This window comes from Novosphingobium sp. SG707 (genome assembly GCF_012275515.1).
Taxonomy (GTDB): domain Bacteria; phylum Pseudomonadota; class Alphaproteobacteria; order Sphingomonadales; family Sphingomonadaceae; genus Novosphingobium.
Genome location: NZ_JAAZQL010000004.1, coordinates 194497 through 220865 on the forward strand (window position 1 = coordinate 194497; position 26369 = coordinate 220865).

Here is a 26369-nt window from a genome sequence, read left to right on the forward strand (position 1 = left end):
GATCAGCCAAACAGGATGGTGGACAGCTTGCGCCGCTGGGCCGAAACCCATGCGTCCTCAAGGCCGATGGCCTCGAAGATCTGGAGCAGCTTGGCGCGGGCGGCGCCTTCGTTCCATGTCCGGTCCGCCGCGATCAGGCGCAGCAGCGTGGCCGCCGCCGCATCGCGGTCGCCCGCCGCAAAGGCCGCGCTGGCATAATCAAACCCGGCCTGATGGTCATCGGGCGCGGCCTCGGCCGCCGCCTTCAGCGCGACCAGTTCGCCATCCTCAGGCGCATCCTTGGCCAGTTCGAGCGCGGCCTTGGCCCGCTCCACCGCCGGATCGGCGGCCAGCGCCGGATCAAGCGCGATCAGCACCGCCTCGGCTTCCTCAACCTGACCGCCAAGCACCAGCGCGCGAATCAGTCCGGCGTGGGCCGCCGCGCTGTCGGGGGCGATTTCGGCAATCTGGCCAAAGATATTGGCCGCGCGCTCGCCATCGCCCGCATCCAGCGCCTCCTCGCCCATCGCCAGCAGCGGTTCGAGGTCGGGCTTGGGATCACCGGCAGGCTGGATCGGCAATTGCTTGAGCAGCTGGTCCAGCATCGCCTTCAATTGCGATTCGCCGCGCGCATTGGTCAGGTCGGCAATCGGCTGCCCCTGAAAGATCGCATAGACGGTCGGGATCGAGCGGACCTGAAACTGGCTGGCGATAAAGCCTTCCTCGTCCACATTGACCTTGGCCAGCACGACGCCCTTGTCGGCATATTCGGCCGCGACCTTTTCCAGCACCGGGGTCAGCGCCTTGCACGGGCCGCACCATTCGGCCCAGAAATCGAGAATCACCAATTGGCTCATCGAAGGCTCGACCACCGCCTTGCGGAAGCGATCCACGGCTTTCTGTTCTTCGATGCTCAGGCCAAGACTTGCCACGCGGTACTCCATCAGTCTGTGCGCCCCATCGGGCGCCTTGGCCCCCTATGTGGACCTTTCGCGGCGTTTGTGAAGGGATAAAGCGCGTTTTGGCGCAAAGGCGCGGCGAGGCCGATGGGGCGCGGCGCGATCTTTTGCCCATGAAAATGAAAAGATGTGAAGATTGTGCTTGGCAAGGTGAAAGAGCCTCGTTAAAGGGCCGCCTCACCCCGCAACGGAGCGCCCCGCTCCATTGCCGAAACGCCAGAGCGGGCGTAGCTCAGGGGTAGAGCACAACCTTGCCAAGGTTGGGGTCGAGGGTTCGAATCCCTTCGCCCGCTCCAAGTTTCACCCGGCCTCGCCCTTATGGGTTTGGCCAAGCCCGAGCGGGCGTAGCTCAGGGGTAGAGCACAACCTTGCCAAGGTTGGGGTCGAGGGTTCGAATCCCTTCGCCCGCTCCAAGTTTCACCCGGCCTCGCCCTTATGGGTTTGGCCAAGCCCGAGCGGGCGTAGCTCAGGGGTAGAGCACAACCTTGCCAAGGTTGGGGTCGAGGGTTCGAATCCCTTCGCCCGCTCCAATTTTTCCAGACAGTTAGGATGATGCAGGCCTGTACAGAGCCTGTCCGAGGCAAACCCTCCGGGATCATTCGTTGCGCTGCGCCGCAAGCGGCTTCGCTGAATGGTTCGTATCCCTTCGCCGCGCTCAACATCAAAGGCGGCGCACTTATGCACGCCGCCCCCCTCTCTTTACGCCTTCATCCGCTCGGCATGCCATGCCACATGCTCGGCCATGAAGGTTGAGATGAAGTAATAGGAATGGTCATAGCCCGGCTGCATCCGGATCGTCGCGGGCTGACCGACTTTCTCGCAAGCTTCCACCAGCAGTTGCGTTTTCAACTGTCCCTCAAGGAAACCATCAGCCTCACCCTGATCGACCAGCAGATCGGGCAAACGCGCCCCATCCTCGATCAGCGCCACGGCGTCATATTCGCGCCACGCCCCGCGATCATCGCCCAGATAGCCCCCCAGCGCCTTTTCGCCCCAGGGGCAGTTGAGCGGCGACACGATCGGCGCAAAGGCCGAGACCGACCGGAACCGCCCCGCATTGCGCAGTGCGATGGTCAGCGCGCCATGCCCTCCCATTGAATGGCCGGTGATGCCCTGCCGCTCCATGTCCGCCGGGAAATGCTCGGCCAGCAAGGCGGGCAATTCGCCCTCGATATAGGAACGCATGCGGAAATGCGGCGACCACGGCTGCTGCGTCGCATCGACATAGAAACCGGCACCCTTGCCAAAGTCATAGGCATCGTCATCGGCCACATCATCGCCGCGCGGCGACGTATCGGGCGCAACAAAGATCACCCCCGCCTCGGCGCAGGCCCGGCGGAACTCGCCCTTCTCGGTCACATTGGCATGGGTGCAGGTCAGGCCCGAGAGATACCACAGCACCGGCAGCCGCGCGCCCGGCGCATGATCGGGCACAAAGACCGAGAAGGTCATGCGCGTGCCGGTCTGTTGCGAATCATGGGCATAGACCCCCTGCGTGCCGCCAAAGCTGCGGTTGCTGCTGATCATTTCCAATGTCATGTCATGCCTCTCCTTGCCCTGTTCGCGCGCCATTGGCGACGAGCCGGAAAAATGCCCTAAAACTGTTGCCGCACAAGGAATCTTACTTTGTAAAATCGGGCATACTGTACAGTTCCGCGCTTCTTCAAGGGGTCAACAGGCTCGGTTCACCTTATTCCCCCTTGCCTTTGGCCGCTAATCCCTGCACGTCCCGCAACACCCTATTCATCCGGCGTTCACTCGGCGAGCGCCACTCGCCCCATTCGGGGTAGACATTCGAAAGACGAAGGACAGACACGGACATGGCCCGGTCGATTAACTTGCTCAGCCGCACCACCCGCGCGCGCCGTTTTGCGCCCATTGCCCTTGCGTCCACCGCGTTGATGACGCCGGGTGTGGCCTGGGCCGATTGCACGGCCAGCGGCTCCACCGTCACCTGTTCGGGCACTTCGGCCGCCTATACGAACACGGCCTCGGGTGTGAATGTCTCTGTTACCTCTGGATCGAGCGTGACCGCGCCGCTGGTGATCGGCACTTCGGGCACGCTGACCAACGCAGGCACGGTGACCAACACCGGCGCGATCTATGGCGTGCAGTATGGCGACAATGCCACGATCACCAACAATGGTACGATCACCTCGACCAGCAGCACGTCGGGCGCGGGCGCGATCACCGTGGGCGCCAATTCGACCGTGACCAACAACGGCACGCTGACCGCCTATTCGGGCACGCCTGCGGTTACTTTCGGCGTCAACGGCACGTTCATCAACAACACCGCCGCCACCGCCGCCGTGACGGGCAACATCGTCTATGGCACGAACACCGACGGCAACCGCGCCTATTTCTATAATTACAACACCACCTACGGCTTTACCGGCGCGGTGACGGCCAGCGGCAGCATCACCGCCGTCAACACCGGCATCTTCACCGGTACGTTCAGCCAATCGCCGGTTTCGGCCACGGTCGGCACCAATACGGTGTCCTTCACCAATGGCTTTGGCGGCACGTTCACCGGCGTCTTTGCCTCGGGCGACAACACCACGCTGAGCAATGCGGGTACGATGTACCTGTATAACGGCAGCACGGTTGGCTATTATTACACCACCGGCGGCACCTCGACGCTGAACAACAACAACACCACGGTCAACACCGACGGGACGATCACCAACAGCCAGTTGTGGATCGGGACTGCCTCGGCGCCCGCCAAGGTCACTGTTTACGGCAATTATGTTCAGGGCGCCAACGGCACGCTCAACATCCCGATCTATCCGGCGGGCAGCGCGACCACCGCGGCCGGCACCACCTACAGCCAGCTCTACACCACCGGCACCGCATCGCTGAGCGGCACGCTGAACCTGAACGTCACGGCGGGCTTCTATTCCACCGGCACGGTGTTCAACGTGATCCATGCCAATGGCGGCATCACGGGCGACTTCTCCAGTTTCACCGTCAACAACGGCACCAACCTGTTGTTCACCACCTTTACCAAGGTGGGCGCGGTGACCAGCAGCACCGGCACCGATTATCAGTTCACCGCCACGCACAATTCCTATGACACGGTGATGGCCGCCAATGGCGCCAACGCCAACCAGATCGCCGTTTCCAAGGCGCTGGGCCATACCGACGGCACGGTTGCGGGCACCACCGGCCTGCTGGCCACCGCCACGGCCAGCACCGGCTCGGATGCGGCCACCCTGCTGGGCACGGTCGATATTCTGGGCGTCTCTGATGCCAAGCTGTTCCTCGATGAAATCTCGCCCGAGGGCTATCTGGCCTATGCCACGGCGCTGCGCGATCAGGCCAACCTGTTCCATCGCACCATCGACATGCGCCTGAAGGATCAGAACAGCGACCATCCCGAAGACGGCTGGTGGCTGACGCCGATGGCGCAGGGCAGCTTCTCCTCGACGGCCTCGACCGTGGGCGGCTATCGCACCCGCGATCAAATCACCGCGATCGCCGCCGGCTATGACTTCTCGGGCCCCAGCCATGTCTATGGTTTGGCCGTCAACCTGTCTTGGGACAAGCTGCATTACGCGTTGGCTAATCTGACCGGTACGAACCGCGATTATGCGGTGGCCGCCTATGTGGGCAAGAACTTCGGCCCGCTGCATCTGACCGGTATCGCCAGCTATCACATGGGCAAGATGAGCACGACCAAGCTCATCACCATCGGCGCCTACTCGCGCACGGCCACCGGCTCGGCGGGCGAGGATCTGTTCAAGGCCACCGGCAAGGTCGGGTTTGAGCTGAAGGCCAATGGCTGGACGGCCGAACCTTTTGTCGGGATCGACTTCAACAAGGGCAAGATCAAGGCCTTCACCGAAACCGGCGCGGGCGCGGCCAATCTGAGCGTCAACGGCATCAGCGCGGATCGCACCGAATGGCTGGCGGGCCTTTCGCTGACCCGCTCGAAGGGCATGCTGCGCCCCTATCTGACCGCGACCTATCGTTCGAAGATCACCGGTTCGGGCAACACCGTGACGGCGCTGATGAACGGTCAGGCCGATACGCAGTTCACCGTGACGGGTCTGGCCCAGGCCAACAGCCAGGTCGATACCAATGCCGGTGTCAACTTTGTGTTCGACGATGCGGGCGCGCTGTTCATCGGCTATCAGGGCACCTATCGCAGCAATTACATGGCGCATGGCATCAATCTGGGCATTCGCCTCGAATTCTGATCCTTCGCGATCCTTGCAATTCCTGAAAGGGCGGCGCTGCGGCGTCGCCCTTTTTCGTTTGGGCTTCTGTCACACAAGCATCACGCAATCGCCACAGCCATGTCACCTCCATCGCCTAAACAGGCGGGAAGGAGACGCCATGACCGCCCAGACGCTTGAGAAGCCGTTGATGACCCGCCGCCTGACTGTCCGTCTTGCCCGCGATGGCGATGATCTCCATGCGGTCCAGCATTTGCGCTGGCGGGTGTTTTTCGAGGAAATGGGCGCGGCGGAAGACATGGATGTCGATCCGGCCAATGCGGCGCTGCGCTGCGACCGGGACGCCTATGACGCGCTGTGCGATCATCTGCTGGTGATCGACGAGGCGCTGCTGGATGCGGGCGCGGCGCCTGCCGATGCGGTGGTGGGCACCTATCGCCTGCTGCGCGAAAAGGTGGCGCGGGCGCATTCGGGCTTTTATTCCAGCGGGGAATATGACCTCTCCACCCTGATGGCGCGCGATAATGAGGGCAAGGAACTGCTCGAATTGGGCCGTTCCTGCGTGCTGCCGCAATATCGCACCAGCGCGACCATCTCGATGCTGTGGCGCGGGATTGCCGATTATATCAAGGCCAATCAGATCGGCCTGATGTTCGGCTGCGCCAGCTTTCCCGGCACCGACCCCGATCTCTACGCCCCCGCGCTGTCCTATCTATACCATCACCATCTGGCCGCGCCGGACCAACGCCCGCGTGTGCTGCCCGGCAAGGGCGTGTCGATGGAGCGGCTGGAACGCGGCGCCTATGACGAACGCCGCGCGATGTTTCAGCTTCCCCCGCTGGTGAAGGGCTATATGCGGGTGGGCGCGCGGTTTGGCGACGGGGCCTTTATCGACCATGCGTTCAACACGGTCGATGTGTTTGTGGTCATGCCCGTCGATCTGATCGCGGACCGTTACGCCTCGCGTTTCAGCGCGGCGGCATAAGCGCCTCGGCGCGGCTGCCTAAACGCGCCACCACGGCGGCCTCACAGGCGCGGGCCAGCCCCTTGCGGTCGCCCGCCTCGATGGGCGTTTCAAACCACACCTCGGCCCGGATACGCCCCATGCCCGCCAAAGTAAGCGCATGGGGCAGCAACTCATCATCGCCGATCCACGCGATCTGCCGCTGCTCCTCGGGGTTGAACGCGCGCCCATTGGCATGGACATAGCGTAGCGTGATCGGCTGCACCCGCGCGGTTCCCTCGCCCACGCCGGGCACCAGCGCAAAAAGGCTGGAGCGGAACGGCAGCACGCCATCGCCCAGCCCGGTCGTCCCTTCGGGAAACAGCACCAGTCCGCGCTCGGCCTCCAGATGGCTGGCCAGTTCGGCCGCCTGCGCCCCCACCTTGCCGCGCCGCTCGCGCTCAACAAAGACGCACCCATATTCCGCCGTCAGCCGCCCGATCAACGGCCAGCCCCGCATATCATCCTTGGCCACGAATGCCGCCCGTGTCACCAGCCCCAGCACAGGGATATCGGTCCAACTGATATGGTTGGCGACATAGAGCGTGCCCGCTGCAGGCATCGGCGTACCATGCACCTCGACGGTAATGCCAAAGCTGCGCAGCAGCAGGCGCCATGCCAGCACCGCCAGACAGCGCCGAGCCCGCCACCCGGCAGGCATCACCAGCCATGGCAAGGCCAGAACCAGAAACAGCGCCACGCCCACCGCCATCCGTCCATATCGCGGCCAACGCGCCAACTTTTCCAAACTCACCCGATCCCCCGATGCAAAACGCGTCCCAAGCCGCCCCGTATGACAGGGTGATGACTAAGGCGCCAGTGTTGCCCCGGTTCTGGCGCCCAAACGGGGGATGGCCTGTCGATAGCGAATGGCGCCGCCCAGCCGCGCCGCGATCACGGCCAGCGCCGCTTCTGCATCGGCCTGCGGCCCACAGACGAAAATGTCGATCGCGGCCAATCCTTCCTCGGGCCACGAATGGATCGAGATATGCGATTCGGCCAGAAGAGCCACGCCCGTCACCCCCTGCTCCGGCCCAAAGGGGTGGAGGTGGACCGAGAGGACATGGACATGGGCAGCAGCGGCCGCCTCACGCAGCGCCGCCTCGATCAGGGCCACGTCGCACAGCCCATGGCAATCCGCCAGATCGGCAATCAGATGCAGGCCCGTGGCCGGAGCGAGCGTCACAACAGGCTCTCCCCGCCCCGCCCCAGATGAGCCAGCGCACGCTCGGCGGCCAGCACGCCGTGATAATGCGCCTCTTCAAACAGCGAGAGGCCGGAGAGATCGGAATGGGCGCGAAACACCGGACCATTCATCGCCTGCGCCGCCGCCCGCGCCGGATCGCTGCGAAAGCCCACCGTCGGCCGCACCATTGCATGGCCCCAGCGCCAGACATCGATCCGCTCGATCCGCCCCTCCAGTTCCGGGTTCATAGACAGGAGATCCGCCGCGATAATCGCCTGCCACTCGCCCAGTCCCCGCGCCAGCAGGCCCTTGCGCACCGCCACCGGATCGCCCTCGGACAAGGCCTGATACCATGTCAGCACACCCGGACCATCGGCGGCCGAAGATGTCTGATGGTTGGCCACGACATAGCCGAGGCTGGCGCTGGTACTCGATACATTGTCCCAAGCCAGCCCCGCGCCCGGCCCCCATGGCATGTGCGACACCGCCACATTGGCCACCACCCATGGCGCATAGGAAAAGCGTGAGGCACCGGCGAATTGAGGGGCGACATGGCGCGCCACGAAATCGGGCATGGCCAGAACCACCGCCTGCGCCCTGATCCGCCGCGCCGCACCTGCCTGATGATCGAAGACATCGACCAGCACATCGCCGCCATCGCGCGCCACATGGGTGACGCTGTGGCGCGGGCGCAATCGCGCGCCGATCCGCCCGCCCATCAGCCGCGCCAGCCGGGCATTGCCCTCTGGCCATGTCAATTCGCTCTCGCCCGCGCCATCGGCGGCCCAGCCGCGGCGGCCTGCGAAATAGTGGATCCCCGCCCATGCCGAAATCGCTGCAGGCTCGCTGCCATAATCGTCGCGGGTGCAATAGCGCAGATAGGCCAGCAAAGGAGCGGCGGTGTAGGCTTCCTGCGCCAGCCATGCGGCAAAGCTGATGCGGTCGAGCGCGGCATAGGTCTCGTCGCGGCTGGAGAGCGCCGAGGGACTGGCAAAGGCGGCGCGGCCATCGCGTCCCACGGCTTTGCGAAACACCTCCATGGCCGCATCGAAACGGCGCCATTGCGCGCTATCTTGCGCCGACAGGCCGGTGGTGGGCACCAGACCCTCCTGCCACTTGCCGCGCCAGAGCAGACGCTCCTCAAGATCGGCGCAGAGCTGAAACGGATCATAGACCGGCGCGCCCTGCACGTCCTGCCCGGTAATCATGCCAAAGCCGCGCAGCATATGGATCAGCGCCCGCGCCTCGCGATTGGGGATGGGCAGGTAATGCGCGCCCCATGGGAAAGCCGTCACGCCATTGGCCCCGCCGCGCGCATTGCCGCCCGCAACGTCCTCCAGTTCGAACAGGGCGAAATCGGCAAAACCCGCCTCGGCCAGACGCCAGCCCGCCGCAAGCCCTGCAATGCCGCCGCCCGCGATGACCAGCGGGATATGCTCCTCCGGCCCGGTCGGCCCCGGTAATTTGCCGTCGCGGATCGCATGGCCGCGCACCATATCCGGCCCCAGCAAAGCGCCGGGAAAAGGCGTCGCCTGCGCCGGTCCGCAACCGCCAAGCACCCCGCAGGCCCCCAATGTCCCGCAGACCATGGCTCCGGCAAGCAGATCTCGCCGCCGGACCTCAGCCCTCATAATGGCTCCATTCCTCGGCAAAGCTGCGCACCAGCGCCTGATTGTCGAGGCGGTTTACCGGTGTTGGGCGGCGCGCCATGTCGGGGGGGAAATCAAACATCAGCGGTTCGGACACCGCATTCAAATAACGCAGGCCGACGGGCAGATGCGCGGGCGCCACCGGCGGCGTATGCGCGGCCAACGTAAAACCCCATTCGCCAAAGCTGGGCACATAGGTGTGATAGCCGCGCGTTTGCAGGCCCGCCGCCTCCAGCGTCTGCGCCACGGTCCAATAGGATCGCGGCGCCACCAGCGGCGAGGTCGATTGCACCACCATCACCCCATCAGGTGCCAACAGACGCGCCACCTGCGCATAGAAACTGACCGTGTAGAGCTTGCCCAGCGAATATTCGGTGGGGTCGGGAAAGTCGATCAGGATGGCGTCATAGGTGGCCCGCGCCGCGCGGACCCAGCGAAAGGCGTCGGCATTTTCCACGCTGAGGCGCGGATCGGAGAGCGAGCCGCGATTGAGCGCGGCCAGTTGCGGCGTTGCGCGAAACATCCGCGTCATTTCCGGGTCCAGATCGACCAGATGCACCGAACGCACCCGCCCATCGCGCAACACCTCACGTGCGGCCAGCCCATCGCCCCCGCCCAGGATCAACACCCGCGCCGGATTGGCCACCCGCCCCAGCACCGGCCATACCAGCGCCTCGTGATAGCGATATTCATCGCGCGAGGAAAATTGCAGATTGCCATTGAGATAGAGCCGCAGATCCTCGCCCCGGCGGGTCAGCACAATGCGCTGATAGGGGGTGGACCGGGCATGGATCACCCCCTCGCCATAATAGGCGATCTCGGAAAAGCGCTGTATGCGTTCGGCCAGAAACAGGCCCGCGATCAGGCTGCACGCCACCATCAGCGCGGCTGCCATATCAACGCCCACCCGCCGCGCACGCCGCATCACAAACAGCAGCGCCACCGCCACCGCCACATTGGCCAGCCCAAACACCAGTCCGGTACGGATCATCCCCAGATGCGGCACCAGAAACAGCGGGAATGCCAGTGAAGCGATCAGCGCGCCGACATAATCATAGGTCAGCACATTGGACACCAGATCGCGAAAGGCAAAGCGCGAGCGCAGGATGCGGATCAGCAGCGGGATTTCCAACCCCACCAGCGCCCCGATCACCAGCACAATCGCATAGAGCAGCACCCGGAAATCAGCGGCCAGCGGAAAGGCCAGAAACAGGCCCGCCGCGCTCCACCCACCAATGGCGGCGATCATGATCTCGACGCGGATGAACACGCCGATCTCATCACGCCGAACGTAGCGTGAAAGGAAAGACCCCACCCCCATCGCAAACAGATAGGAACCAATCACGGTCGAAAACTGGGTGACGCTGTCGCCCAGCAGATAGGAGGCCAGCGTGCCCGCCAGCAATTCATAGATCAGCCCGCAGGTGGCCACCACCAGCACCGAGAGCAGCAGGATGGCCGCATGGGCGCGCGCAGGCCCCGCAAAATCGCCGGAATCGTCCATTAGCCGTGGATCGCTGCCGCGATGATCATGCTCAGCCCCAACGCCACCGCGCCCGCCAGAATGGCCACCGCCATATTCTGCCGCTCGATGATTTCCTTCCACAATTCGCCGGGCGTCAATTTGTCCACCAGAATGAAACTGGCCACAAAAACCACAATGCCCAGCAAGGCATAAAACAGCGTGGCAATAATGATCGCAGACGAAAGCATGGCCATCCCCCTATTTGTGCGAAGGGCCAAAGCCCCAGAAACCGCCCGCCCCACCATGGTGATGGGTGCGCTCGGCCGGGCCGCTGGGCTGAGCTGAGCCATCGGCGAACGGGTCATAGGCGGCCCACCCCGCCCATCCGGCAAAGGCCAGCAGCAGAAGGCACCATGCCGCATAGAACATCAGGCCCCGGCTCATCGGCTATGCTCCCCATACACGGCGGTCTTGCTGGCGCGATAGGCATAGAACACCACCAAAGGCACCGCCGCCAGCGCCACGATCAGCCACCAGAAGCCCAATGGAAACCCGCCCGGTTCGACCAGAAAGCCAAGGCTGATCACTTCCGCCTCGGGCGCGGCGGCATTGGCCACACCGCCGATGCCCCATGGGTTATCCGGCATGGGCGGGGTATAATTGCTGGCCCTGGGGTCGTTCCAGCGCTTGGCCTCGGCCTCGACCAGCAGGTCGTAATCGCCGGCGGGAACCTGGCTGAAACGGGTGCTGGTGTGGTGGCTGCCTTCGGACCAATCGCCGTCGGAATCGCGCCCCGCGTAATATTCGATTGTGGCGCTGGCGGGAATTGTGGCCTGTGTGGCGCGATTGACCAGCAGATAATCGAGATCGACCCAGCGATTGGTGAAATCGCTGGCCGCCACCTTGACGGTGACGAACTGATGCGCGCGGGCCAGATGGATCGGGCCAACGGTGATGCGCGCGGTGGGGCCATCAATCGTCACCTGTCCCTCGCCCCTTACCCCATCGCCCCCCGACGTCAGCGCCGAGAGCAGGAAAAAGGCAGCAAAGATCGTGACCAGCAGCAGTTTGGCCATGTCCCACAGGCTGGTGCGGCGGTCCGCACCATCTTGCCAAAGGCGTGAGAAAAAGCCGGGCTTGTGCTCGTCCATCCGGGGCTCGTCCGGCCGGGGCCGCGCCGGTTCTGGCCGGGCCAGATCGGGGCCTTGCGGGCGGACAAAGGCATCGATCAACCGCCCCGGCACGCCGACCAGATGGGTCCATTGCACCTCCTCGCCCTCGCGCCATTCGCGAGAGAGAGAGGCGCCGCCGCGTTCATAGCTGCGCGCCACCCACATCTCACCCGCCTGAACCCGCCAGTAAAACTCGCCGATCACGCGGGTGGTCGCGATAGTGACTGGTTCGTCCTCGCCACGGTACACCTCGCCGCGCCAGCCTGCCTCGCCCCAGCCGCCGGTTTCGCGCGGCAGATCGGTCAGCATCGTGCCGAATTGCCATTGCCCATCGGAATGGACCAGCCAGCGATAGCCCGCATAGGGGTTGAACAGGAGATATTCGCCCCAGGCATAGCCCCCCGCCTGCCGCTCCAGAAAGCCGATGGCCTCCCATTGCGTGCCGAACAAAGTGCCCCGGCTGCCCAGCGGCAGGGGCAGTTTCGCGGCTTTTTCGTGATATTCCTTGATGACGGCAACGTCAGGATTGGCGACATCAAGCACGCTGCCGCAATGGCGACAGGCGACCGTAACCGTATAACCGGCCGCCTTGACCTCAATCGAACCGCCGCATGAAGGGCAGAGGATAGCCCTACTCATCGGCCCGTCTCCGCCAGATTGTCAGGCATCACCCAATCCTCAACCGCGCGCAGGCGGCTGGGGCGCAATTCGGGCAGTTCGACATAGCGCCCGACATAGGCGCTGACCCCCACCTTGTCGCGCTGGACCGAAAGGGCCGCGCCGGTGGGGGAGCGGAAATCCACGCTTTCCACCTGCCAGTCGGCCGGAGTGGGGAAAGGCAGATCGCCCTCTGCGCCAAGACAGGTGACGGTTTTGATATCGGTGGCGGTCAGGCTCTGGCCGTCCACATCGAGGGTGAATCCCAGCGCAATGTCGGCAGGCAGACGGGCGGCGACATCCTCGCGCTCGGCCAATATCTGAAACTGCCCCATCGCCTCGCCCAGCCAGCGCGTGGTGCCGTCGGAGAGCTGCAGCAGCCATTCGTTCCAAGCGCCATCGGCCCAACCCCAGCGCACCCGCCCCACCACGGTAAAGCGTGCGCCATCCACCGCGCCGCCGGTGCCAAGCTGGATCGGGGAAATGTCATAGGGCAGCAGCGCCGCCTTGCCGATGTCGCGCATGCCCTCGCGCGCGATCACCGTCTGGCAATATCCGCATACGGCATAAGGCATGCCGCCCGAGCGCATCGGCACCGGCGCGCCGCATTGCGGGCAGGTGTTATTGGCCATGGAGGTTCTCTTACTTCACCCGCGAGAGGATTTCGGCCTTTTTGGCGTCAAATTCTTCCTGCGTGATCGCCCCTATGGTCAGCAATTTGTGCAGTTTTTCGAGCAGCGCAAACGGGTCTTCGGCAGGGGCGGCAGGCGTGCTCTGGCCAAGGGCGCCGCTCATCGCGCCGCTCAGCATATTGGCCGCCGCCATGCCCGCGCCGATCCCGGCAAGGCCGCTGTCGGAGGCAGGATTGTCCAGCGCCTGCGCGGCCTGAAAACGGGTGTAGCCCGCCATATCGCCGAGCACGCGCATCGAGGAACCCTTGTCGAGATGGGCCTGAACCTCATCCGGCAGGCTGATGCTTTCGACAAAGAAGCTGGGGCAGGAAAGGCCCCATGCGGCAAAGGCCTTGTCCACCTCGGCCTTGATCGTGTCCGACATCGCCTGCTGATTGGCCGCCAGATCGAGGAAAGGCACCTTGCCGCTCCCCAGCGCGGTGGCGATGGCGGTGACGATGGCGCTGCGCAATTGGGTGTCGAGCGTATCGGCCCAGACCTCGCCCATCGTTCCCAGCACCTTTTCGACAAAGAGCTTGAGATCGGCGATCCTGAACGAATAGGTGCCAAAGGCGCGCAGGCGGATCGCCCCGAATTCAGCGTCACGCACCGTCACAGGTTGGGGCGTGCCCCATTTGCGGCCCGCCTGCTCCTTCATGCTGATAAAGACGACATCGGATTTGAAGGGCGAGTTGAACCCCTTGTCCCAATTCATCAGATTGGTCAGGACCGGCAGATTGGCCGTTTCCAGAATATGCAGCCCCGCGCCGAAATAATCGGCCACCTGCCCCTCGTTCATGAAGGCCGCGATCTGGCCCTCGCGCACGGTCAGTTGCGCGCCATTCTTGATTTCATTGCCCGCCGTGGGCACACGCCATGCGACCTGTCCGGGCGCCTCATGCCATTCGATCACATCGATGAACTGTTTGCGCAGGAAATCAAACATGGCAACTATCCTGAATTGTTCCGAGAACAGGTGTTATTCTAGAGTAAGACACCGCCCTTGCAAGCGAAACCGCAAGCATAACCGGACAGGCGCCCGCATCGCCCCTTCATTTTTGCCGCGTTTTGGCGTAACGGCCCGCGCTATGTCTGCCATTTCCACCCCCCGCACCTCGCCTGTTTCCGCCCCGCGCACCTATCGCGTGAAGAGCTTTGGCTGTCAGATGAATGTCTATGACGGCCAGCGTATGGAAGAATTGCTGGCCCATCAGGGCATTGCCCCCGCGCCCGAGGGCGAGCAGGCCGATCTGGTCGTGCTCAACACCTGCCATATCCGCGAAAAGGCCGCCGAGAAGGTCTATTCCGACATTGGCCGTATCATCAAGGATGCGCGGCGCGAGGATGGCACGCAGCCCTTGATCGCGGTGGCCGGTTGCGTGGCGCAGGCCGAGGGCGAGGAGATCATGGCACGCGCGCCCGCCGTGACCATGGTGGTGGGGCCTCAGGCCTATCATCGCCTGCCTGAGATGATCGCCCGCGCCGTTGATGGCGAGCGCGTGACCGACACCGACATGCCCGCCGACGCCAAATTCGCGGCCCTGCCCAAGCGGCGCAGCGTGGGGCCGACGGCTTTCCTGACGGTGCAGGAAGGTTGCGACAAGTTCTGCACCTATTGCGTGGTGCCCTATACGCGCGGCGCGGAGATCAGCCGCCCCTATGCCGACCTGATTGCCGAGGCGCATCGTCTGGTCGAAGCGGGCGCGAAGGAAATCACGCTGCTGGGCCAGAATGTGAATGCCTGGGGCGGCGAGAACGGCAAGGGGCAGAAGGTCGGCCTTGACGGACTGATCCGCGATCTGGCCGCGATCGACGGTCTGGCGCGCATCCGTTATACCACCAGCCATCCCAATGACATGACCGACGGCCTGATCGCCGCCCATGGCGAGGTGGAAAAACTGATGCCCTTCCTGCACCTGCCGGTGCAATCGGGCAGCAATGCAATCCTGAAGGCCATGAACCGTAGCCATACGGCCGAAAGCTATCTGCGCCTGCTGGAACGCGTGCGCGAGGTGCGGCCCGATATTGCTCTCTCGGGCGATTTCATCGTCGGCTTCCCCGGCGAGAGCGAAGAGCATTTCGCCGAAACCATCGCACTGATCGACGCGGTTGGCTATGCGCAGGCCTTCAGCTTCAAATATTCGCCGCGCCCCGGCACGCCTGCGGCCACGATGGATGATCAGATCCCCGGCGAGGTAATGGACGACCGGTTGCAGCGTTTGCAGGCCGCGCTCAACCACGACCAGCATGCCTTCAATCAGGCCAGCCTTGGCCGCACATGCGACGTGCTGATCGAACGCAAGGGCAAGCTGCCGGGCCAATGGCTGGGCAAATCGCCATGGCTGCAATCGGTGCATTTTCAGGGGAATTACGGCGTGGGCGATATCCTGCGCGCCGAACTCGTGCAGGCCGGGCCGAATTCGCTCACCGGGCGGGTGATCGCCAGAAACGCATAGAAAGCCGCCCCCTCCTTGCGGAAGGGGCGGCCCAGCACAGCTTCCCGACCGAAGCGCGCTGAATTAGTAGAAGAATGAGCCGTAAACCTGCAGGACGCGGCCCGTGCGCAGGTCAACCCGCACCACATCGCGGCCATAACGCACCCAGCGCTGGTTCATGCCCGGAGGAGGCAGGCGGTAAACCATGGGATCGGCGATCCAGTAGCGGCGGTGGTAATAGTCAGGCGCGAAGCGATAACCCGGCGCGACGGGGCGATAGGCATAGCCGCGCGGGCCGACATAGGCGGGACCACGGAACACATCGCCATGGGCGCGGCGATAATCACGCCAGTCCTCGCGATATTCCTGGCGGGCATTGCGCAGGTCACGCATGTCACGACGGGCTTCGCGATAATCGCCGCGCGCCATGTCGCGATGGATCTCGCGGTGTTCGCGGGCGATGTCGCGTTGATCGCGGCGCAGCTCATGGGCGCTCTGGGCCGAGGCAACGGTCGGAACAACAGTCGCGGCGGCCAGCGCCAGCATCAGGATCTTTCGCATCTTGCTCTCCTTTGAAACTCCGGGAGGGACGCCTGAGGAACAGGACTGGCCCCGATGAAGCCTTTATGGGCCTGACGCCATGAACCCATTTGGAACTGGACGCTCAGATCTCAGTCAGGTTTGTATCAATTTGTACGCCCATCCCTGCCCTCGCCTACGCTTTTCCACCACTGCGGCGCGCGGGGCCCCTTGGCGGATGGCATGATGAGGCATATCTTAACGTAGTGAGCCGGTCTTGAGACTCCGGCCACAGACAAGGAGCACATGGCCCGCAAACAGATCCGCGCCGCTTTTGACCCCATCGAAGATGTGGCCTCCTTCCGCAGCCCGAACGCTCGCGCCAATCCTTCCCGACGTGCGCGAACCGAGCTGGAATTTGACGAGCCGACCATATTGGGCGCGCTCTTTGGCCAGTTTGACGCCAATCTGGTGCTGATCGAAAACCGGCTGGGGGTTTATATCTCGGCCCGTGGCAATCGCATCCTGATCGAAGGCAATGAAGACAATGTCGCCCGCGCGCGTGAAGTGCTGCAAGGCATGCACAGCCGCCTGCTCTCGGGGCAGGAAGTGGACGCGGGCGCGGTCGAATCGCTGATCGCCATGTCGGTCGAGCCCACGCTGGAAGGCATCATCACCGGGGATGAAACCCATCCCCCGATCATGATCCGCACGCGCGGCAAGACCATCGTCCCGCGCAGCCCGACCCAGATCGACTATATGCGCGCACTGACCCGCAATGATGTCATCTTCGCCCTTGGCCCGGCGGGCACCGGCAAGACCTATATCGCCGTGGCGCAGGCCGTGTCGCAGCTCATCACCGGCAGCGTCAAGCGCCTGATCCTGAGCCGCCCAGCGGTCGAGGCGGGCGAAAAGCTCGGCTTTCTGCCCGGCGATATGAAGGACAAGGTCGATCCCTATCTGCGGCCTTTGTACGATGCGCTCTTTGACTGCATGCCGCCCGAGCAGGTCGAGCGACGTCTGGCCAATGGCGAGATCGAGGTGGCGCCCATCGCCTTCATGCGCGGTCGCACGCTGGCCGATGCCTTCGTCATCCTTGACGAGGCGCAGAACACCACGGCGGCCCAGATGAAGATGTTCCTGACCCGCTTTGGCATGAACAGCCGGATGGTCATCTGCGGTGACCCCAAGCAGGTCGACCTGCCCGGCGGCATGGCGGCCAGTGGGCTGAACGATGCCGTTGTGCGGCTGGAGGGTGTCGAAGGCATCGCCACGGTGCGCTTCAAGGGATCGGACGTGGTGCGCCACCCGATCGTGGGCCGCATTGTCGAAGCCTATGAAGGCAAGAACGAGGATTAGGCTTCGACATTCCCGCCGCCAGCGCCTAGGGGAGCCGACCTATGCTGACGCTTGAAATCGACATCGAATCTCCCTGGCCGGAATCCACTGATTGGGAAGCCCTTGCCGCCCGCGCGGCGGGGGCTTTGTCCGTGGTCGCCCCCGAACTGGCCAAGGAATGCCTGAGCACCAGCATGATCTTCACCTCGGACGCAGAGGTGCAGGTGCTTAACGCCGAATGGCGGGGCAAGGACAAGCCGACCAACGTGCTCTCCTTTCCCATGCTGGCGCGCGAGGATCTGCTTGATCTGGCCGATGACGGGCCACCCGAATTGCTGGGCGATATTGCGCTGGCCTATGAAACCTGCGCGCGTGAGGCAATGGACAAGGGCATCGCGCTGGCCGATCATGCCTCGCACCTGATTATCCATGGTTTGCTGCATCTGGCGGGGCTCGATCACGAGATTTCCGAGGAAGATGCGCGCGAGATGGAAGTTTTGGAGATAAAGGCGCTTGCGCTGATCGGCATTGCCGACCCATATGGCGACCATCACCTTTGAATTTCTTGCAATCGGAGTAATGCACAAAGTGGCCGACATGGGCCGAACAGGGGATTCCGGCCTCGGAGAGCCGGACAGTAAGCGCTCTTTATGGCGCTCGGTTCTGCGCTTCTTTGAAGGGGGCGATCAGGATCAGTCGCTGCGCGCCCATCTGGAAGACATTATCGACGAACATGAGGAGGAAGGCAGCCCCGGCGAGGCGGGCGATCTTTCGATGCTTGAGCGGCAGATGCTGCGCAACCTGTTGCATTTTTCCGAACTGGACGCGGCCGATGTCTGCATCCCGCGCGGCCAGATCATCGCGCTGGCGCATAATGCCCCGTGGCCCGATGTGGTGGCCGCCTTTGCCGAACATGGCCATTCGCGCATGCCTGTCTATCGCGAGACGCTCGACGAGGTGATCGGCATGATCCTCATCAAGGATGTCTTCCCCTATCTGGCGCGCGGCGAGGAGCCGCAGGGCAACTGGACGCGGATGATGCGCCAGCCCTTGTTCGTGCCCACCGCGCGCGGTGCGCTCGACGTGCTGGCCGACATGCGCTCCAGCCGGGTGCATCTGGCCGTGGTGGTTGATGAATATTCGGGCACAGAGGGCATCATCACTTTTGAGGATCTGGTCGAGGAAATCGTCGGCGAGATCGAGGATGAGCATGACGATGCTCCGGCCGAATTGCTGCGCCCCCTCGACGATGGTCTATGGGATGCCGATGCCAAGGTCGAACTTGACGAAGTGGGCAAGCGGGTCGATCCGCGCCTCGCCGAAGTCGAGGAAGACATTGATACTCTGGGCGGGCTGGCCTTTGTGCTGTCCGGCCATGTGCCGCCGGTAGGCGCGCGGATCGCGCATGCCAGCGGCTGGATCATCGAAGTAACCGAGGCTGACGAGCGCCACGTGATTCGCCTTCGCCTGCATCCGCCCGCCAGCCATGGCGTACAAGAGGACTGATCGATCATGCCCGCCACCCGCCGCCTGCCCCCCCTGCGCGCGCTGGAAGCCTTTGTCCGCACGGTTCGCCTTGGTTCGGCCAAGGCCGCGGCCAGCGAATTGGGCCTGAGCCCTTCGGCGCTGTCCCGCCGCGTGGGCGCGCTGGAGGATTTCGTGGGCAAGCGCCTGTTTACGCGGCAGCATCAGGCAATGAAGCTGACCGATGACGGCCATGCCTTTTACGCCGCCGTCAGCCCCAAGCTGGAAGATCTGGCCGAAGCGGTCGAGTCACAGATGGAGGCCAGCAATGTGATGCGCCTGCATCTGGGCGTTCCCGCGCTGTTTGCCGGCACGCGCCTGTTTCCGCGCCTGCCCGAATTGCGCAAACTGCATCCGCGCCTGCATATCGACTTTGATACCGGGGCCCAGCTCGAATCGGAACTGGGCGATTCGATCGATGCGGCCATCGTGCTGTCCAAGGAGCCCGATCCCGCGCTCCACTCAGTACGTCTCGATCATAACAAGATCCACGCTTTCGCCTCGCCCGCGCTGGCGGCCGAGATCGGCGCGACGCCCGATCTGGCCCGCCTGTCAAAGCAGACTTTCGTGATCTCGACCGACCTGCCCGAAAGCCTTGATGTGTGGAAGGGCGCGCTGGGGCTGGAACGGCTGGAACCGGCCGCGATCGACCATTTCGACTCCGCCCAGCTTATCATTGCGGCCGCCGTTCAGGGGCTGGGCATCGCCATCGTCCATGACGACCACTTCCTGCGCCCCGGCGATGACCGTCTGGTCCGCCTGTTCGACGCCGATATCGACAGCCCCTACAGCTATTGGTTCGTGTGCCGCCCGCGCGCGCTGGAAACGCGCCCGGTGCGGATTTTCCACGATTGGCTGATCAAGGCTGGGCTTTAAGCGGCGTGACGCAGCCCGTCGCGGGTTGAGCGGCGGGCCAGAGTGAAGCGCTGCACCACGCCCGACAGGCGCTCGGCCTCATGGGCCAGAGAGCGCGAGGCGGCCGTCGATTCCTCGACCAGCGCGGCATTCTGCTGAGTGGCCATGTCGAGTTCGTTGAGAACCTGATTGACGCCGGCAATGGCCTCGGACTGGTGGGCCGCATTGGTGGCCAGCGTGGAGAGCATACCCGCCACCTCGGTCGAGCGTTCGACAATGCGTTCAAGGCTGGCCTGGGTGCGGCTGACCATATCAACTCCCGTGCGCACCTCTTCGCCCGAATGGACGATCAGCGCGCCGATCTCCTTGGCCGCCAGCGCGCTGCGCTCGGCCAGATTGCGCACTTCGGTGGCCACTACAGCAAAGCCGCGCCCGGCGTCCCCCGCCCGCGCCGCCTCGACTCCGGCGTTGAGCGCCAAAAGGTTGGTCTGGAACGAAATGCCGTCGATGATCTCGACAATGGAGCGCATCTTTTCCGAGGTCGCCGCGATGGATTGCATCGCCGCCACCGCGCCCTGCATCAACTCGCCACTGTTCGAGGCCTCCCGCTCGGCCTCATGCGCCGATCCGGCCACGCTGGTCACGCCCTGCCCGGTCTGGGCCACCGAATGGGCCAGTTCGCGCACGGTATTGGCTGTGTTGCCCAAAGATGCAGCCTGGAGCTCTGTACGATGAGCCAGATCCTGCGCCGCCGAGGAAATCTCGCCAGCCCCGGAACGCACCGCGTTGGAGGAGACCGAAACGGCTGAAATCTGTTCGGACAGCGAGGCGGCCGTGGCATTGAAATCATTGCGCAACTGTTCGTATTCGGCCGGAAATTCCTCGTCCAGCCGCTCATCCAGCCGCCCCTGACGCAGGGCGGCCAAACCACGCTCCAGCGCGCCGGTGATCTTCTGCTGGGCGGCCAGTTTGGTCTCGGCCTCGGCGCGGCTGCGATTGGCAACCGATTGGCGGATCTCCTCCAGCGCGCGGGCGATGTCGCCCAATTCATCGCTCTTGTCGATGCCGGGAATGTCGCGGTCCAGATTGCCCGCAGCCATATCGCCCATCGCATCCTTCAAATGCGAAACCGGTCGCGTCACCCGCAGCGAGAACATCAGCAGCACCAGCAGGCCAATGCCGACGCCCAGCATACCCAGCACAATATTGCGCTGGATCGCGGTATCGGCCTGTTCCAGCACCTTGCCCGCAATCTGATTGACCAGCTTGACGTTGTAATCCTTGTCGGCCTCAATCGCGCCTTGCAGATCGCGCGAATGGCCCACGATATCGCCATTGAACAGCGCAATAGCGCGGTCATGCTGATTGCTCAGTTCAGCGGCGCGAATGACTTCAACGTCCTGTCGGAACAATTGCCAGCGCTGGACGAAATCCTCGTAAAGCCGCCGATCTTCCTTGTCGCTGATCAATTTCTTGTAATCGGCAATACCCTGTTCGGCATTGGCCAGAGCCTTGTCGAGCGAGGCGGATTGCTTGGTGGCCTCATCAGGCGATTGCGCCAGAATCATGCGCGACATGCGGATGCGCGCGATTTCAAAATCGACGATGATCGAATTGAGCTTGTCCACGCTGGGGACCGAATTGCTGGCCAGATAGGCCATATCGGCGCGCATGGTCGACGCGCCCTGAACGGCCAATGTGGCCCCAAAGCCGATGATGGCCGCCAGCGAAAGCGAGCCTGCGGCGACAAGTGTGCTGATTTTTGCGCGAGCGAGCACGGACTATCCTCTCGAGACTGTCCGTTTACTATCGTTCACAAGCAATGGAGATCGGTTGAACCGATGGCTAGGGACGAGCCCTGAAGAAGAGTTAACAGTTGGTGCAAACGCAGATCCGCCCCGCGCCCTCCACCTGGGAGAGCGCGGGAGCGGACCATGGGATCAGGCCGCCGAAACCACAGCCTTGACGATCTTGCCCGGATTGCGGGGAGGTTCGCCCTTGGGCAGCGCGTCAATGAATTCCATGCCCGACTGGACCATGCCCCAAACCGTGTACTGACGGTCGAGGAAGGTGGCATCGTCAAAGCAGATGAAGAACTGGCTGTTGGCCGAGTGCGGATAGGAGGTGCGGGCCATCGAGCACACGCCGCGCACATGCGGTTCGTTGTTGAATTCAGCCTTCAGGTCGGGCTTGTCGCTCCCGCCGGTGCCGGTGCCGTTGGGGCAGCCGCCCTGCGCCATGAAACCGGGGATCACGCGGTGGAAGGTGATGCCGTCATAGAAGCCTTCGCCGACCAGTTCCTTGATGCGTTCAACGTGGCCGGGGGCCAGATCGGGGCGCAGCTTGATGACAACATCGCCGATGCCGTTGCCGGTGTCCACGGTGAAGGTGAGAATTTCGTCGGCCATGGGTAAAGCTCCTGTATGGACGTGGCGAGGATTGGCCATCATCGCCCTTTTCTGGCCGCGCTGATAAAGGGGCCCCGCGTCCAAGGCCAGCAGTTTGTGCGGTCCCTTGCGTTAAACGCATCCTGCACGGTTGCTTTTATTCGCTTAATGCCTAATCCCCTTCCCCCATGACTGTCGAGCCTGTCGATCCTCTCTATGCCGATGCCCCCACCGCCCAAATCGAGGCGGCGGAGGAAAACACGCGCCATGACAGCCTGGACGAAGACAACCAGTTGAAGGGGGAATTCGTCCGCCGGGTCCGCGCGGCCCTTGATGCAGGGGAGGTCGACGCGGTCTATGCGCTGGTCGAGCCGCTGCACCCGGCCGATGTGGCCGACCTGTTCGAACAGATCGACGCCGATGAGCGCCCGGCGCTGGCCGATGCCATTTCCGACCTGATGGGCGGCGAGGTCTTTGCCGAACTGAACGACCACGTGCGCGAGGCACTGGTCGATGAATTGTCGGCCGGAGACATTGCCGACATTGCCGAGGAGATGGAGACCGACGACGCGGTCGCCCTGCTCGAAGACCTTGAGCCGGAAGAACAGCAGGCGGTTCTGGCCGAAATGGAGCCGGAAGAACGCGCCGCCATCGAATCCGCGCTGGCCTATCCCGAGGAGACCGCAGGCCGCCTGATGAGCCGCGATTATATCGCGGTGGGCGAGCATATGAGCGTGGGCGAGCTGATCCATTATCTGCGCGACAACAAGGATCTGGCCACCGAATTCTGGGAAATCTTCATCGTCGATGCCCGCCACCATCCGGTCGGCACGTGCCAGCTTTCCTGGATCCTGCGCACCGATCGCCATGTGACGCTATCCAATGTGATGAAGCGCGACCAGACGCTGATCCCGGTGGGCATGGATCAGGAAGAAGTGGCGCTGCGCTTCCAGAAATACGCGCTGATTTCGGCCGCCGTGGTCGATGAAAGCGGGCGGCTGGTTGGTCAGATCACGGTCGACGACGTGGTCCACATCATTCAGGAAGAAGCCAGCGAGGACATCCTGCGCCTGTCTGGCGCGGGCGATGGTGACATCAACGAACCGATCCTGATGACGGTGCGCACGCGCCTGTCATGGCTGGTGGTCAATCTGGGCACGGCGATCATCGCTTCCTCGGTGGTCGGCCTGTTTCAGGGGGCAATTGCGCGATTCGCGCTGCTGGCCGTGCTGATGCCGATTGTCTCCGGGATGGGCGGCAATGCGGGCACCCAGACGCTGGCCGTGGTGGTGCGCGCGATTGCGACCAACGAATTGACCAGCTCGAATACGGTCCGCATGGTCCTGCGCGAATTGCGCATCGCGATGGCCAATGGCCTGTCGCTGGGTCTGATGATCGGCACGGGCACGACGCTGCTTTTCGGCAATCCGCATCTGGGCGCGGTGATCGGGGCGGCCATGGTCATCAACAATCTGGTCGCGGGCCTTGCGGGCATCTTGGTGCCCGTCACTCTGGACCGGCTGCGGGTTGATCCAGCCGTCTCTTCGGCCGTATTTGTAACCACGGCCACCGATGTCATGGGCTTCTTCTCCTTCCTCGGCCTTGCCGTTCTGACGGGACTTGCCTGATGCCCCTGAATATGACCAAAGTTGCCTATGGCGCCCAATCCATGGCCGAAATTCACGAATGGTTCTCGCCTGAGGGGCGGCGCGGAGGCGCCAAGGTGGCGCGGCTAACCACACGCAACCGACCCAAGCGAGCGGCCGAGATGATCGGCGGATCGCTGTTCTGGATTTTCAAGCACCAATTGGTGGCGCGCAGCGAAATTCTGGGCTTTGAGGAGGACGAAGGCGGGCGCACTGCGATCCTGATTTCAACCGATCTGATCGATGTCGTGCCCACGCCGCGCCGCGCCCATCAGGGCTGGCGCTATCTGGAGGCCAAGGACGCCCCGGCCGATCTGGCCAGCGGAGACAATGGCGATGTCCTGCCCGCCAATGTGGCGGCGGAATTAGCGAAGCTGGGACTGGTCTGACGCCTAACGATGCTCGTGGATCGGGCGGATCTCGATCACACTGGGCACAGGCATCGGATTGGGGCAACGGCGCACCCAATCCAGCGCCTCGTCCATATCCCGCACCTCCCATAGCCAGAAACCGGCGATCAGTTCCCCGCTGGGTGTGAAAGGGCCATCGACGACCTCACGGGCCGCGCCGTCAAACAGGATGCGCTTGCCCTGGTCCGATGCGGTCAATCCCTCGACCATAATCAGCACGCCCGCCTCGCGCAGCGCATCGTTGAAGCGCCCCATCGCGGCCATCATCTCCTGCGTCCACGCCGGGTCGAACCGGCCCGCTTCGCTTTCCTGGGTAGCCTTGACCATCACCAGAACGCGCATGACCTAATCCTCCAGCCAATCCGCCAGCAAATGCCACGCCACCGCCGTGCGCGAAGGCGCGCTGAAGGCCGCGCCATCCTCGCCCCGGTCGCGCGCATGCATGGCCTCGACCACTTCGGCACGGGTGAACCAGCGGGCATCTTCCAACTCGCTGTGGTCGATGGTCAGCGCCGGATCATCGGCAAAGGCATGGGCCGCGATCATCAGGCTGGAAGGGAAAGGCCATGGCTGGCTGGCGACATAGCGCACATCGCGGACCTTGACCCCCGCTTCCTCGAAAATCTCGCGGGCGACGGCCTCCTCAATGCTCTCCCCCGGCTCGATAAAACCGGCCAGCGCGGAATAGCGATGCGGCGGAAAACGAGGTTGACGGCCCAGCAGAAGCCGCCCCTCATGCTCAACCGACATGATGACCACCGGATCGGTGCGGGGAAAATGCTGCGCCCCGCAGGCGGCGCAATCGCGCTGCCATCCGCCCTTGGCCAGCGCCGTGGCCGCGCCGCAACGCGCGCAGAACCGATGCCGCGCATGCCAGCCCACCAGCGCCCGCGCCGCGCCATAGATCGCGATCTCGCCGCCATCCATGCCGTTCAGCGCCTGCCACAGGTTGAAACTGGCGGGCGCCGTACTGGCCTGATCGGGAGCAGGCACCGGGGCAAAATGGCCGATACCCGCCCCGTCCAGCCCAAGGAACACCGCCTCGCCCTCGGGCGCTTCATCCGCCTCGCTCCAGATCAGAGCGCCGCTGGCAAGGCTGGGTTCCAGCCCTTCCATCTGCAACAGCCGCCCGCCCCGCGCCCACAACGCCGCCAGACGCGCAGGATCAGAACGCACCGCATCGGCGCGGTCCAGAGGGTTGCCGGTAAAGGTCATGGGGGGACGCATATCTATCCTTTTCTGGCCATCGCGACCGCTGCGGCGCGGGCATAGAGCGTGGGCAATCCCGCCTCGTCAAGCCGGGCCAGCGGCCACCATTCACCCTCTTCCAATTCGTTGACACCCTCCGGACTATCACCGCCCTGTGACACCATCACGGCCAGATCAAGCGCGACATGGGTAAAGACATGCGTCACCCTGCCCACCTCGCGCCAGCCGCCATCGAGCGGCGGATCGCCCGACCCGTCGGCCCGCGCATTCCAGCCATCATCGGGCAGCGCGCGCATCCCCCCCAGCATCCCGCTGGCCGGGCGGCGGATCAGCCAGACTGCATCGTCGCGCTCGATCCACCATGCATGGCCGATGCGCTGGGCCTTGGCCTTCTTGGGCGGTTTGACCGGCAATTGCTCGGCCCGCGCCTGACCCCGGCAATCGCTGCGCAGGGGGCAGATCAGGCATTGCGGCGCACGAACGCTGCAAATCCCCGCGCCCAGATCCATCATCGCCTGGGCAAAATCGCCGCTGCGGGCATCGGGAGTAATGGCATCGGCGGCCTCGCGGATGGCAGCGCGCGCGGCGGGCAAAGGCTGCTCAATGTCAAACAGGCGGGCCACCACCCGCTCGACATTGGCATCGACCACCACCGCACGCTGGCCAAAGGCAATCGCCGCCACCGCCGCCGCCGTATAGGCCCCCAGCCCCGGCAAGGCGCGCAATCCCGCCTCATCCTCGGGAAAACCGCCGCGATCGGCCACGACCCTTGCGCATTCCACCAATCGCCGCGCCCGCGAATAATAACCAAGGCCCGCCCATGCCGCCATCACCTCTTCCTCAGGCGCAGCGGCCAGCGCGGCAACATCAACCCAGCGCGTGGTGAAACGTTCGAAATAGGGGATGACGGCCGCCACCGTCGTCTGTTGCAGCATCACCTCGGACAGCCACACGCGATAGGGATCGGCCCGGTTGGCGCCCGGCGGCGCGCGCCATGGCAACGCCCGCGCATGGGCATCATACCAATCAAGCAGCGCATGCGCGACTGATCCTGCGCGCGGGCTATCCACTTTACCGCATTTCACGCTCTGGCCTCTGGCATCCATGGGGCGGCTATGGCATGGCTG

Annotated in this window: 26 protein-coding genes and 3 tRNA genes; 12 read left to right on the forward strand and 17 right to left on the reverse strand. The window is 63.8% G+C overall.

Going from position 1 to position 26369, the window contains the following annotated elements; translation table 11 throughout:
- Positions 1-2: 2 nt before the first annotated feature.
- Positions 3-911, reverse strand: a complete 909-nt coding sequence (locus FHW92_RS13310) for a tetratricopeptide repeat protein (RefSeq protein WP_349237686.1) — start codon at positions 909-911, stop codon at positions 3-5.
- 248 nt (positions 912-1159) lie between these two features.
- Here FHW92_RS13310 and FHW92_RS13315 point away from each other — a divergent pair.
- The 3 genes from FHW92_RS13315 (at position 1160) to FHW92_RS13325 (ending at position 1468) form a co-directional block, all read left to right on the forward strand.
- A tRNA-Gly gene (locus FHW92_RS13315) sits at positions 1160-1234 on the forward strand.
- A gap of 42 nt (positions 1235-1276) precedes the next feature.
- Positions 1277-1351, forward strand: a tRNA-Gly gene (locus FHW92_RS13320).
- Between the two features lie 42 nt (positions 1352-1393).
- A tRNA-Gly gene (locus tag FHW92_RS13325) sits at positions 1394-1468 on the forward strand.
- 169 nt (positions 1469-1637) lie between these two features.
- Here FHW92_RS13325 and fghA read toward each other — a convergent pair.
- Complete coding sequence (gene fghA / locus FHW92_RS13330) at positions 1638-2477, reverse strand: S-formylglutathione hydrolase (protein ID WP_282599748.1); 840 nt, start codon at positions 2475-2477, stop codon at positions 1638-1640.
- 281 nt (positions 2478-2758) lie between these two features.
- Here fghA and FHW92_RS13335 point away from each other — a divergent pair, with 281 nt between their 5' ends.
- Together FHW92_RS13335 and FHW92_RS13340 are read left to right on the forward strand one after the other, a co-directional pair.
- On the forward strand, positions 2759-5137 hold the full coding sequence (locus tag FHW92_RS13335) for an autotransporter domain-containing protein (protein WP_168603758.1): 2379 nt from the start codon (positions 2759-2761) through the stop codon (positions 5135-5137).
- 139 nt (positions 5138-5276) lie between these two features.
- Complete coding sequence (locus FHW92_RS13340) at positions 5277-6101, forward strand: GNAT family N-acyltransferase (RefSeq protein ID WP_168603759.1); 825 nt, start codon at positions 5277-5279, stop codon at positions 6099-6101.
- On the opposite strand, the gene FHW92_RS13345 is transcribed toward FHW92_RS13340, so the two are convergent.
- From FHW92_RS13345 to FHW92_RS13385, 9 genes are read right to left on the reverse strand one after another with little or no spacing between them, the layout of a single operon-like run.
- Positions 6085-6873, reverse strand: a complete 789-nt coding sequence (locus FHW92_RS13345) for a lysophospholipid acyltransferase family protein (protein WP_210428493.1) — start codon at positions 6871-6873, stop codon at positions 6085-6087. The two genes, FHW92_RS13340 and FHW92_RS13345, sit on opposite strands and share 17 nt — an antisense overlap.
- 54 nt (positions 6874-6927) lie before the next feature.
- Positions 6928-7305 carry an adenosylmethionine decarboxylase gene (speD, locus tag FHW92_RS13350; RefSeq protein WP_168603761.1) on the reverse strand — a complete coding sequence of 126 codons (378 nt, stop codon included), beginning with the start codon at positions 7303-7305 and terminating at the stop codon, positions 6928-6930.
- Positions 7302-8936, reverse strand: a complete 1635-nt coding sequence (locus tag FHW92_RS13355) for an NAD(P)-binding protein (protein WP_168603762.1) — start codon at positions 8934-8936, stop codon at positions 7302-7304. Before FHW92_RS13355 ends, speD begins: the two co-directional genes overlap by 4 nt.
- A complete protein-coding gene (locus FHW92_RS13360) occupies positions 8926-10458 on the reverse strand; it encodes a polyamine aminopropyltransferase (RefSeq protein ID WP_168603763.1) in 1533 nt (510 codons plus the stop codon). The genes FHW92_RS13355 and FHW92_RS13360 overlap by 11 nt, the downstream gene beginning before the upstream one ends.
- Positions 10458-10667 carry a DUF350 domain-containing protein gene (locus FHW92_RS13365; protein WP_168603764.1) on the reverse strand — a complete coding sequence of 70 codons (210 nt, stop codon included), beginning with the start codon at positions 10665-10667 and terminating at the stop codon, positions 10458-10460. Before FHW92_RS13365 ends, FHW92_RS13360 begins: the two co-directional genes overlap by 1 nt.
- 10 nt (positions 10668-10677) lie before the next feature.
- Positions 10678-10863: a hypothetical protein gene (locus FHW92_RS13370; protein WP_168603765.1), complete on the reverse strand. Its 186-nt coding sequence runs from the start codon at positions 10861-10863 to the stop codon at positions 10678-10680.
- Positions 10860-12230: a DUF4178 domain-containing protein gene (locus FHW92_RS13375; RefSeq protein ID WP_168603766.1), complete on the reverse strand. Its 1371-nt coding sequence runs from the start codon at positions 12228-12230 to the stop codon at positions 10860-10862. Before FHW92_RS13375 ends, FHW92_RS13370 begins: the two co-directional genes overlap by 4 nt.
- Positions 12227-12880, reverse strand: a complete 654-nt coding sequence (locus FHW92_RS13380) for a DUF4178 domain-containing protein (RefSeq protein WP_168603767.1) — start codon at positions 12878-12880, stop codon at positions 12227-12229. Before FHW92_RS13380 ends, FHW92_RS13375 begins: the two co-directional genes overlap by 4 nt.
- 10 nt (positions 12881-12890) lie before the next feature.
- Positions 12891-13865 carry an SPFH domain-containing protein gene (locus FHW92_RS13385; RefSeq protein ID WP_168603768.1) on the reverse strand — a complete coding sequence of 325 codons (975 nt, stop codon included), beginning with the start codon at positions 13863-13865 and terminating at the stop codon, positions 12891-12893.
- A gap of 142 nt (positions 13866-14007) precedes the next feature.
- On the opposite strand from FHW92_RS13385, the gene miaB reads away from it, so the two are divergent.
- Positions 14008-15375, forward strand: coding sequence for a tRNA (N6-isopentenyl adenosine(37)-C2)-methylthiotransferase MiaB (gene miaB, locus FHW92_RS13390; protein ID WP_168603769.1), 1368 nt, complete (start codon positions 14008-14010; stop codon positions 15373-15375).
- Positions 15376-15438: 63 nt separating this feature from the next.
- Here miaB and FHW92_RS13395 read toward each other — a convergent pair whose 3' ends face one another.
- A complete protein-coding gene (locus tag FHW92_RS13395) occupies positions 15439-15915 on the reverse strand; it encodes an RcnB family protein (RefSeq protein WP_168603770.1) in 477 nt (158 codons plus the stop codon).
- Between the two features lie 264 nt (positions 15916-16179).
- On the opposite strand from FHW92_RS13395, the gene FHW92_RS13400 reads away from it, so the two are divergent.
- Genes FHW92_RS13400 through FHW92_RS13415 form a run of 4 tightly spaced genes read left to right on the forward strand, consistent with a single transcriptional unit; the run spans position 16180 to position 19611 of the window.
- Positions 16180-17232: a PhoH family protein gene (locus FHW92_RS13400; RefSeq protein WP_168603771.1), complete on the forward strand. Its 1053-nt coding sequence runs from the start codon at positions 16180-16182 to the stop codon at positions 17230-17232.
- Positions 17233-17276: 44 nt separating this feature from the next.
- Positions 17277-17771 (forward strand): rRNA maturation RNase YbeY, encoded by a 495-nt coding sequence (gene ybeY, locus FHW92_RS13405; protein ID WP_168604089.1) that lies wholly within the window; start codon positions 17277-17279, stop codon positions 17769-17771.
- Between the two features lie 28 nt (positions 17772-17799).
- Complete coding sequence (locus FHW92_RS13410; RefSeq protein ID WP_168604090.1) at positions 17800-18717, forward strand: hemolysin family protein; 918 nt, start codon at positions 17800-17802, stop codon at positions 18715-18717.
- A gap of 6 nt (positions 18718-18723) precedes the next feature.
- Complete coding sequence (locus FHW92_RS13415) at positions 18724-19611, forward strand: LysR substrate-binding domain-containing protein (RefSeq protein ID WP_168603772.1); 888 nt, start codon at positions 18724-18726, stop codon at positions 19609-19611.
- On the opposite strand, the gene FHW92_RS26235 is transcribed toward FHW92_RS13415, so the two are convergent.
- Positions 19608-21368: a HAMP domain-containing methyl-accepting chemotaxis protein gene (locus FHW92_RS26235; protein WP_168603773.1), complete on the reverse strand. Its 1761-nt coding sequence runs from the start codon at positions 21366-21368 to the stop codon at positions 19608-19610. The genes FHW92_RS13415 and FHW92_RS26235 overlap by 4 nt on opposite strands.
- Positions 21369-21530: 162 nt before the next feature.
- Positions 21531-21998: a peptidylprolyl isomerase gene (locus FHW92_RS13425; RefSeq protein WP_168603774.1), complete on the reverse strand. Its 468-nt coding sequence runs from the start codon at positions 21996-21998 to the stop codon at positions 21531-21533.
- 167 nt (positions 21999-22165) lie between these two features.
- Here FHW92_RS13425 and mgtE point away from each other — a divergent pair, with 167 nt between their 5' ends.
- Both mgtE and FHW92_RS13435 read left to right on the forward strand, forming a co-directional pair.
- On the forward strand, positions 22166-23605 hold the full coding sequence (gene mgtE / locus FHW92_RS13430) for a magnesium transporter (RefSeq protein ID WP_168603775.1): 1440 nt from the start codon (positions 22166-22168) through the stop codon (positions 23603-23605).
- Entirely contained in the window at positions 23605-24012 is a 408-nt protein-coding gene (locus FHW92_RS13435; RefSeq protein ID WP_168603776.1) for a DUF1489 domain-containing protein, read from the forward strand. The genes mgtE and FHW92_RS13435 overlap by 1 nt, the downstream gene beginning before the upstream one ends.
- Before the next feature lie 3 nt (positions 24013-24015).
- On the opposite strand, the gene FHW92_RS13440 is transcribed toward FHW92_RS13435, so the two are convergent.
- Genes FHW92_RS13440 through FHW92_RS13450 form a run of 3 tightly spaced genes read right to left on the reverse strand, consistent with a single transcriptional unit; the run spans position 24016 to position 26348 of the window.
- Entirely contained in the window at positions 24016-24375 is a 360-nt protein-coding gene (locus tag FHW92_RS13440; protein ID WP_168603777.1) for a YciI family protein, read from the reverse strand.
- A gap of 3 nt (positions 24376-24378) precedes the next feature.
- The gene (gene nudC / locus FHW92_RS13445; RefSeq protein WP_168603778.1) at positions 24379-25260 is read right to left on the reverse strand and encodes an NAD(+) diphosphatase; all 882 of its coding nucleotides are present in this window, start codon (positions 25258-25260) and stop codon (positions 24379-24381) included.
- 2 nt (positions 25261-25262) lie between these two features.
- Positions 25263-26348 carry an A/G-specific adenine glycosylase gene (locus FHW92_RS13450; protein WP_168603779.1) on the reverse strand — a complete coding sequence of 362 codons (1086 nt, stop codon included), beginning with the start codon at positions 26346-26348 and terminating at the stop codon, positions 25263-25265.
- Positions 26349-26369: the final 21 nt, after the last annotated feature.

Excerpts from the sequence above, each read along its gene's own strand:
- fghA (WP_282599748.1), bottom strand. The coding sequence starts at position 2,477 with ATGACATTGGAAATGATCAGCAGCAACCGCAGCTTTGGCGGCACGCAG.
- FHW92_RS13335 (WP_168603758.1), top strand. The coding sequence starts at position 2,759 with ATGGCCCGGTCGATTAACTTGCTCAGCCGCACCACCCGCGCGCGCCGT.
- FHW92_RS13340 (WP_168603759.1), top strand. The coding sequence starts at position 5,277 with ATGACCGCCCAGACGCTTGAGAAGCCGTTGATGACCCGCCGCCTGACT.
- FHW92_RS13355 (WP_168603762.1), bottom strand. The coding sequence starts at position 8,936 with ATGAGGGCTGAGGTCCGGCGGCGAGATCTGCTTGCCGGAGCCATGGTC.
- FHW92_RS13360 (WP_168603763.1), bottom strand. The coding sequence starts at position 10,458 with ATGGACGATTCCGGCGATTTTGCGGGGCCTGCGCGCGCCCATGCGGCC.
- FHW92_RS13365 (WP_168603764.1), bottom strand. The coding sequence starts at position 10,667 with ATGCTTTCGTCTGCGATCATTATTGCCACGCTGTTTTATGCCTTGCTG.
- FHW92_RS13370 (WP_168603765.1), bottom strand. The coding sequence starts at position 10,863 with ATGAGCCGGGGCCTGATGTTCTATGCGGCATGGTGCCTTCTGCTGCTG.
- FHW92_RS13375 (WP_168603766.1), bottom strand. The coding sequence starts at position 12,230 with ATGAGTAGGGCTATCCTCTGCCCTTCATGCGGCGGTTCGATTGAGGTC.
- FHW92_RS13380 (WP_168603767.1), bottom strand. The coding sequence starts at position 12,880 with ATGGCCAATAACACCTGCCCGCAATGCGGCGCGCCGGTGCCGATGCGC.
- FHW92_RS13385 (WP_168603768.1), bottom strand. The coding sequence starts at position 13,865 with ATGTTTGATTTCCTGCGCAAACAGTTCATCGATGTGATCGAATGGCAT.
- miaB (WP_168603769.1), top strand. The coding sequence starts at position 14,008 with ATGTCTGCCATTTCCACCCCCCGCACCTCGCCTGTTTCCGCCCCGCGC.
- FHW92_RS13395 (WP_168603770.1), bottom strand. The coding sequence starts at position 15,915 with ATGCGAAAGATCCTGATGCTGGCGCTGGCCGCCGCGACTGTTGTTCCG.
- FHW92_RS13400 (WP_168603771.1), top strand. The coding sequence starts at position 16,180 with ATGGCCCGCAAACAGATCCGCGCCGCTTTTGACCCCATCGAAGATGTG.
- FHW92_RS13415 (WP_168603772.1), top strand. The coding sequence starts at position 18,724 with ATGCCCGCCACCCGCCGCCTGCCCCCCCTGCGCGCGCTGGAAGCCTTT.
- FHW92_RS13425 (WP_168603774.1), bottom strand. The coding sequence starts at position 21,998 with ATGGCCGACGAAATTCTCACCTTCACCGTGGACACCGGCAACGGCATC.
- mgtE (WP_168603775.1), top strand. The coding sequence starts at position 22,166 with ATGACTGTCGAGCCTGTCGATCCTCTCTATGCCGATGCCCCCACCGCC.
- FHW92_RS13435 (WP_168603776.1), top strand. The coding sequence starts at position 23,605 with ATGCCCCTGAATATGACCAAAGTTGCCTATGGCGCCCAATCCATGGCC.
- FHW92_RS13440 (WP_168603777.1), bottom strand. The coding sequence starts at position 24,375 with ATGCGCGTTCTGGTGATGGTCAAGGCTACCCAGGAAAGCGAAGCGGGC.
- nudC (WP_168603778.1), bottom strand. The coding sequence starts at position 25,260 with ATGCGTCCCCCCATGACCTTTACCGGCAACCCTCTGGACCGCGCCGAT.
- FHW92_RS13450 (WP_168603779.1), bottom strand. The coding sequence starts at position 26,348 with ATGGATGCCAGAGGCCAGAGCGTGAAATGCGGTAAAGTGGATAGCCCG.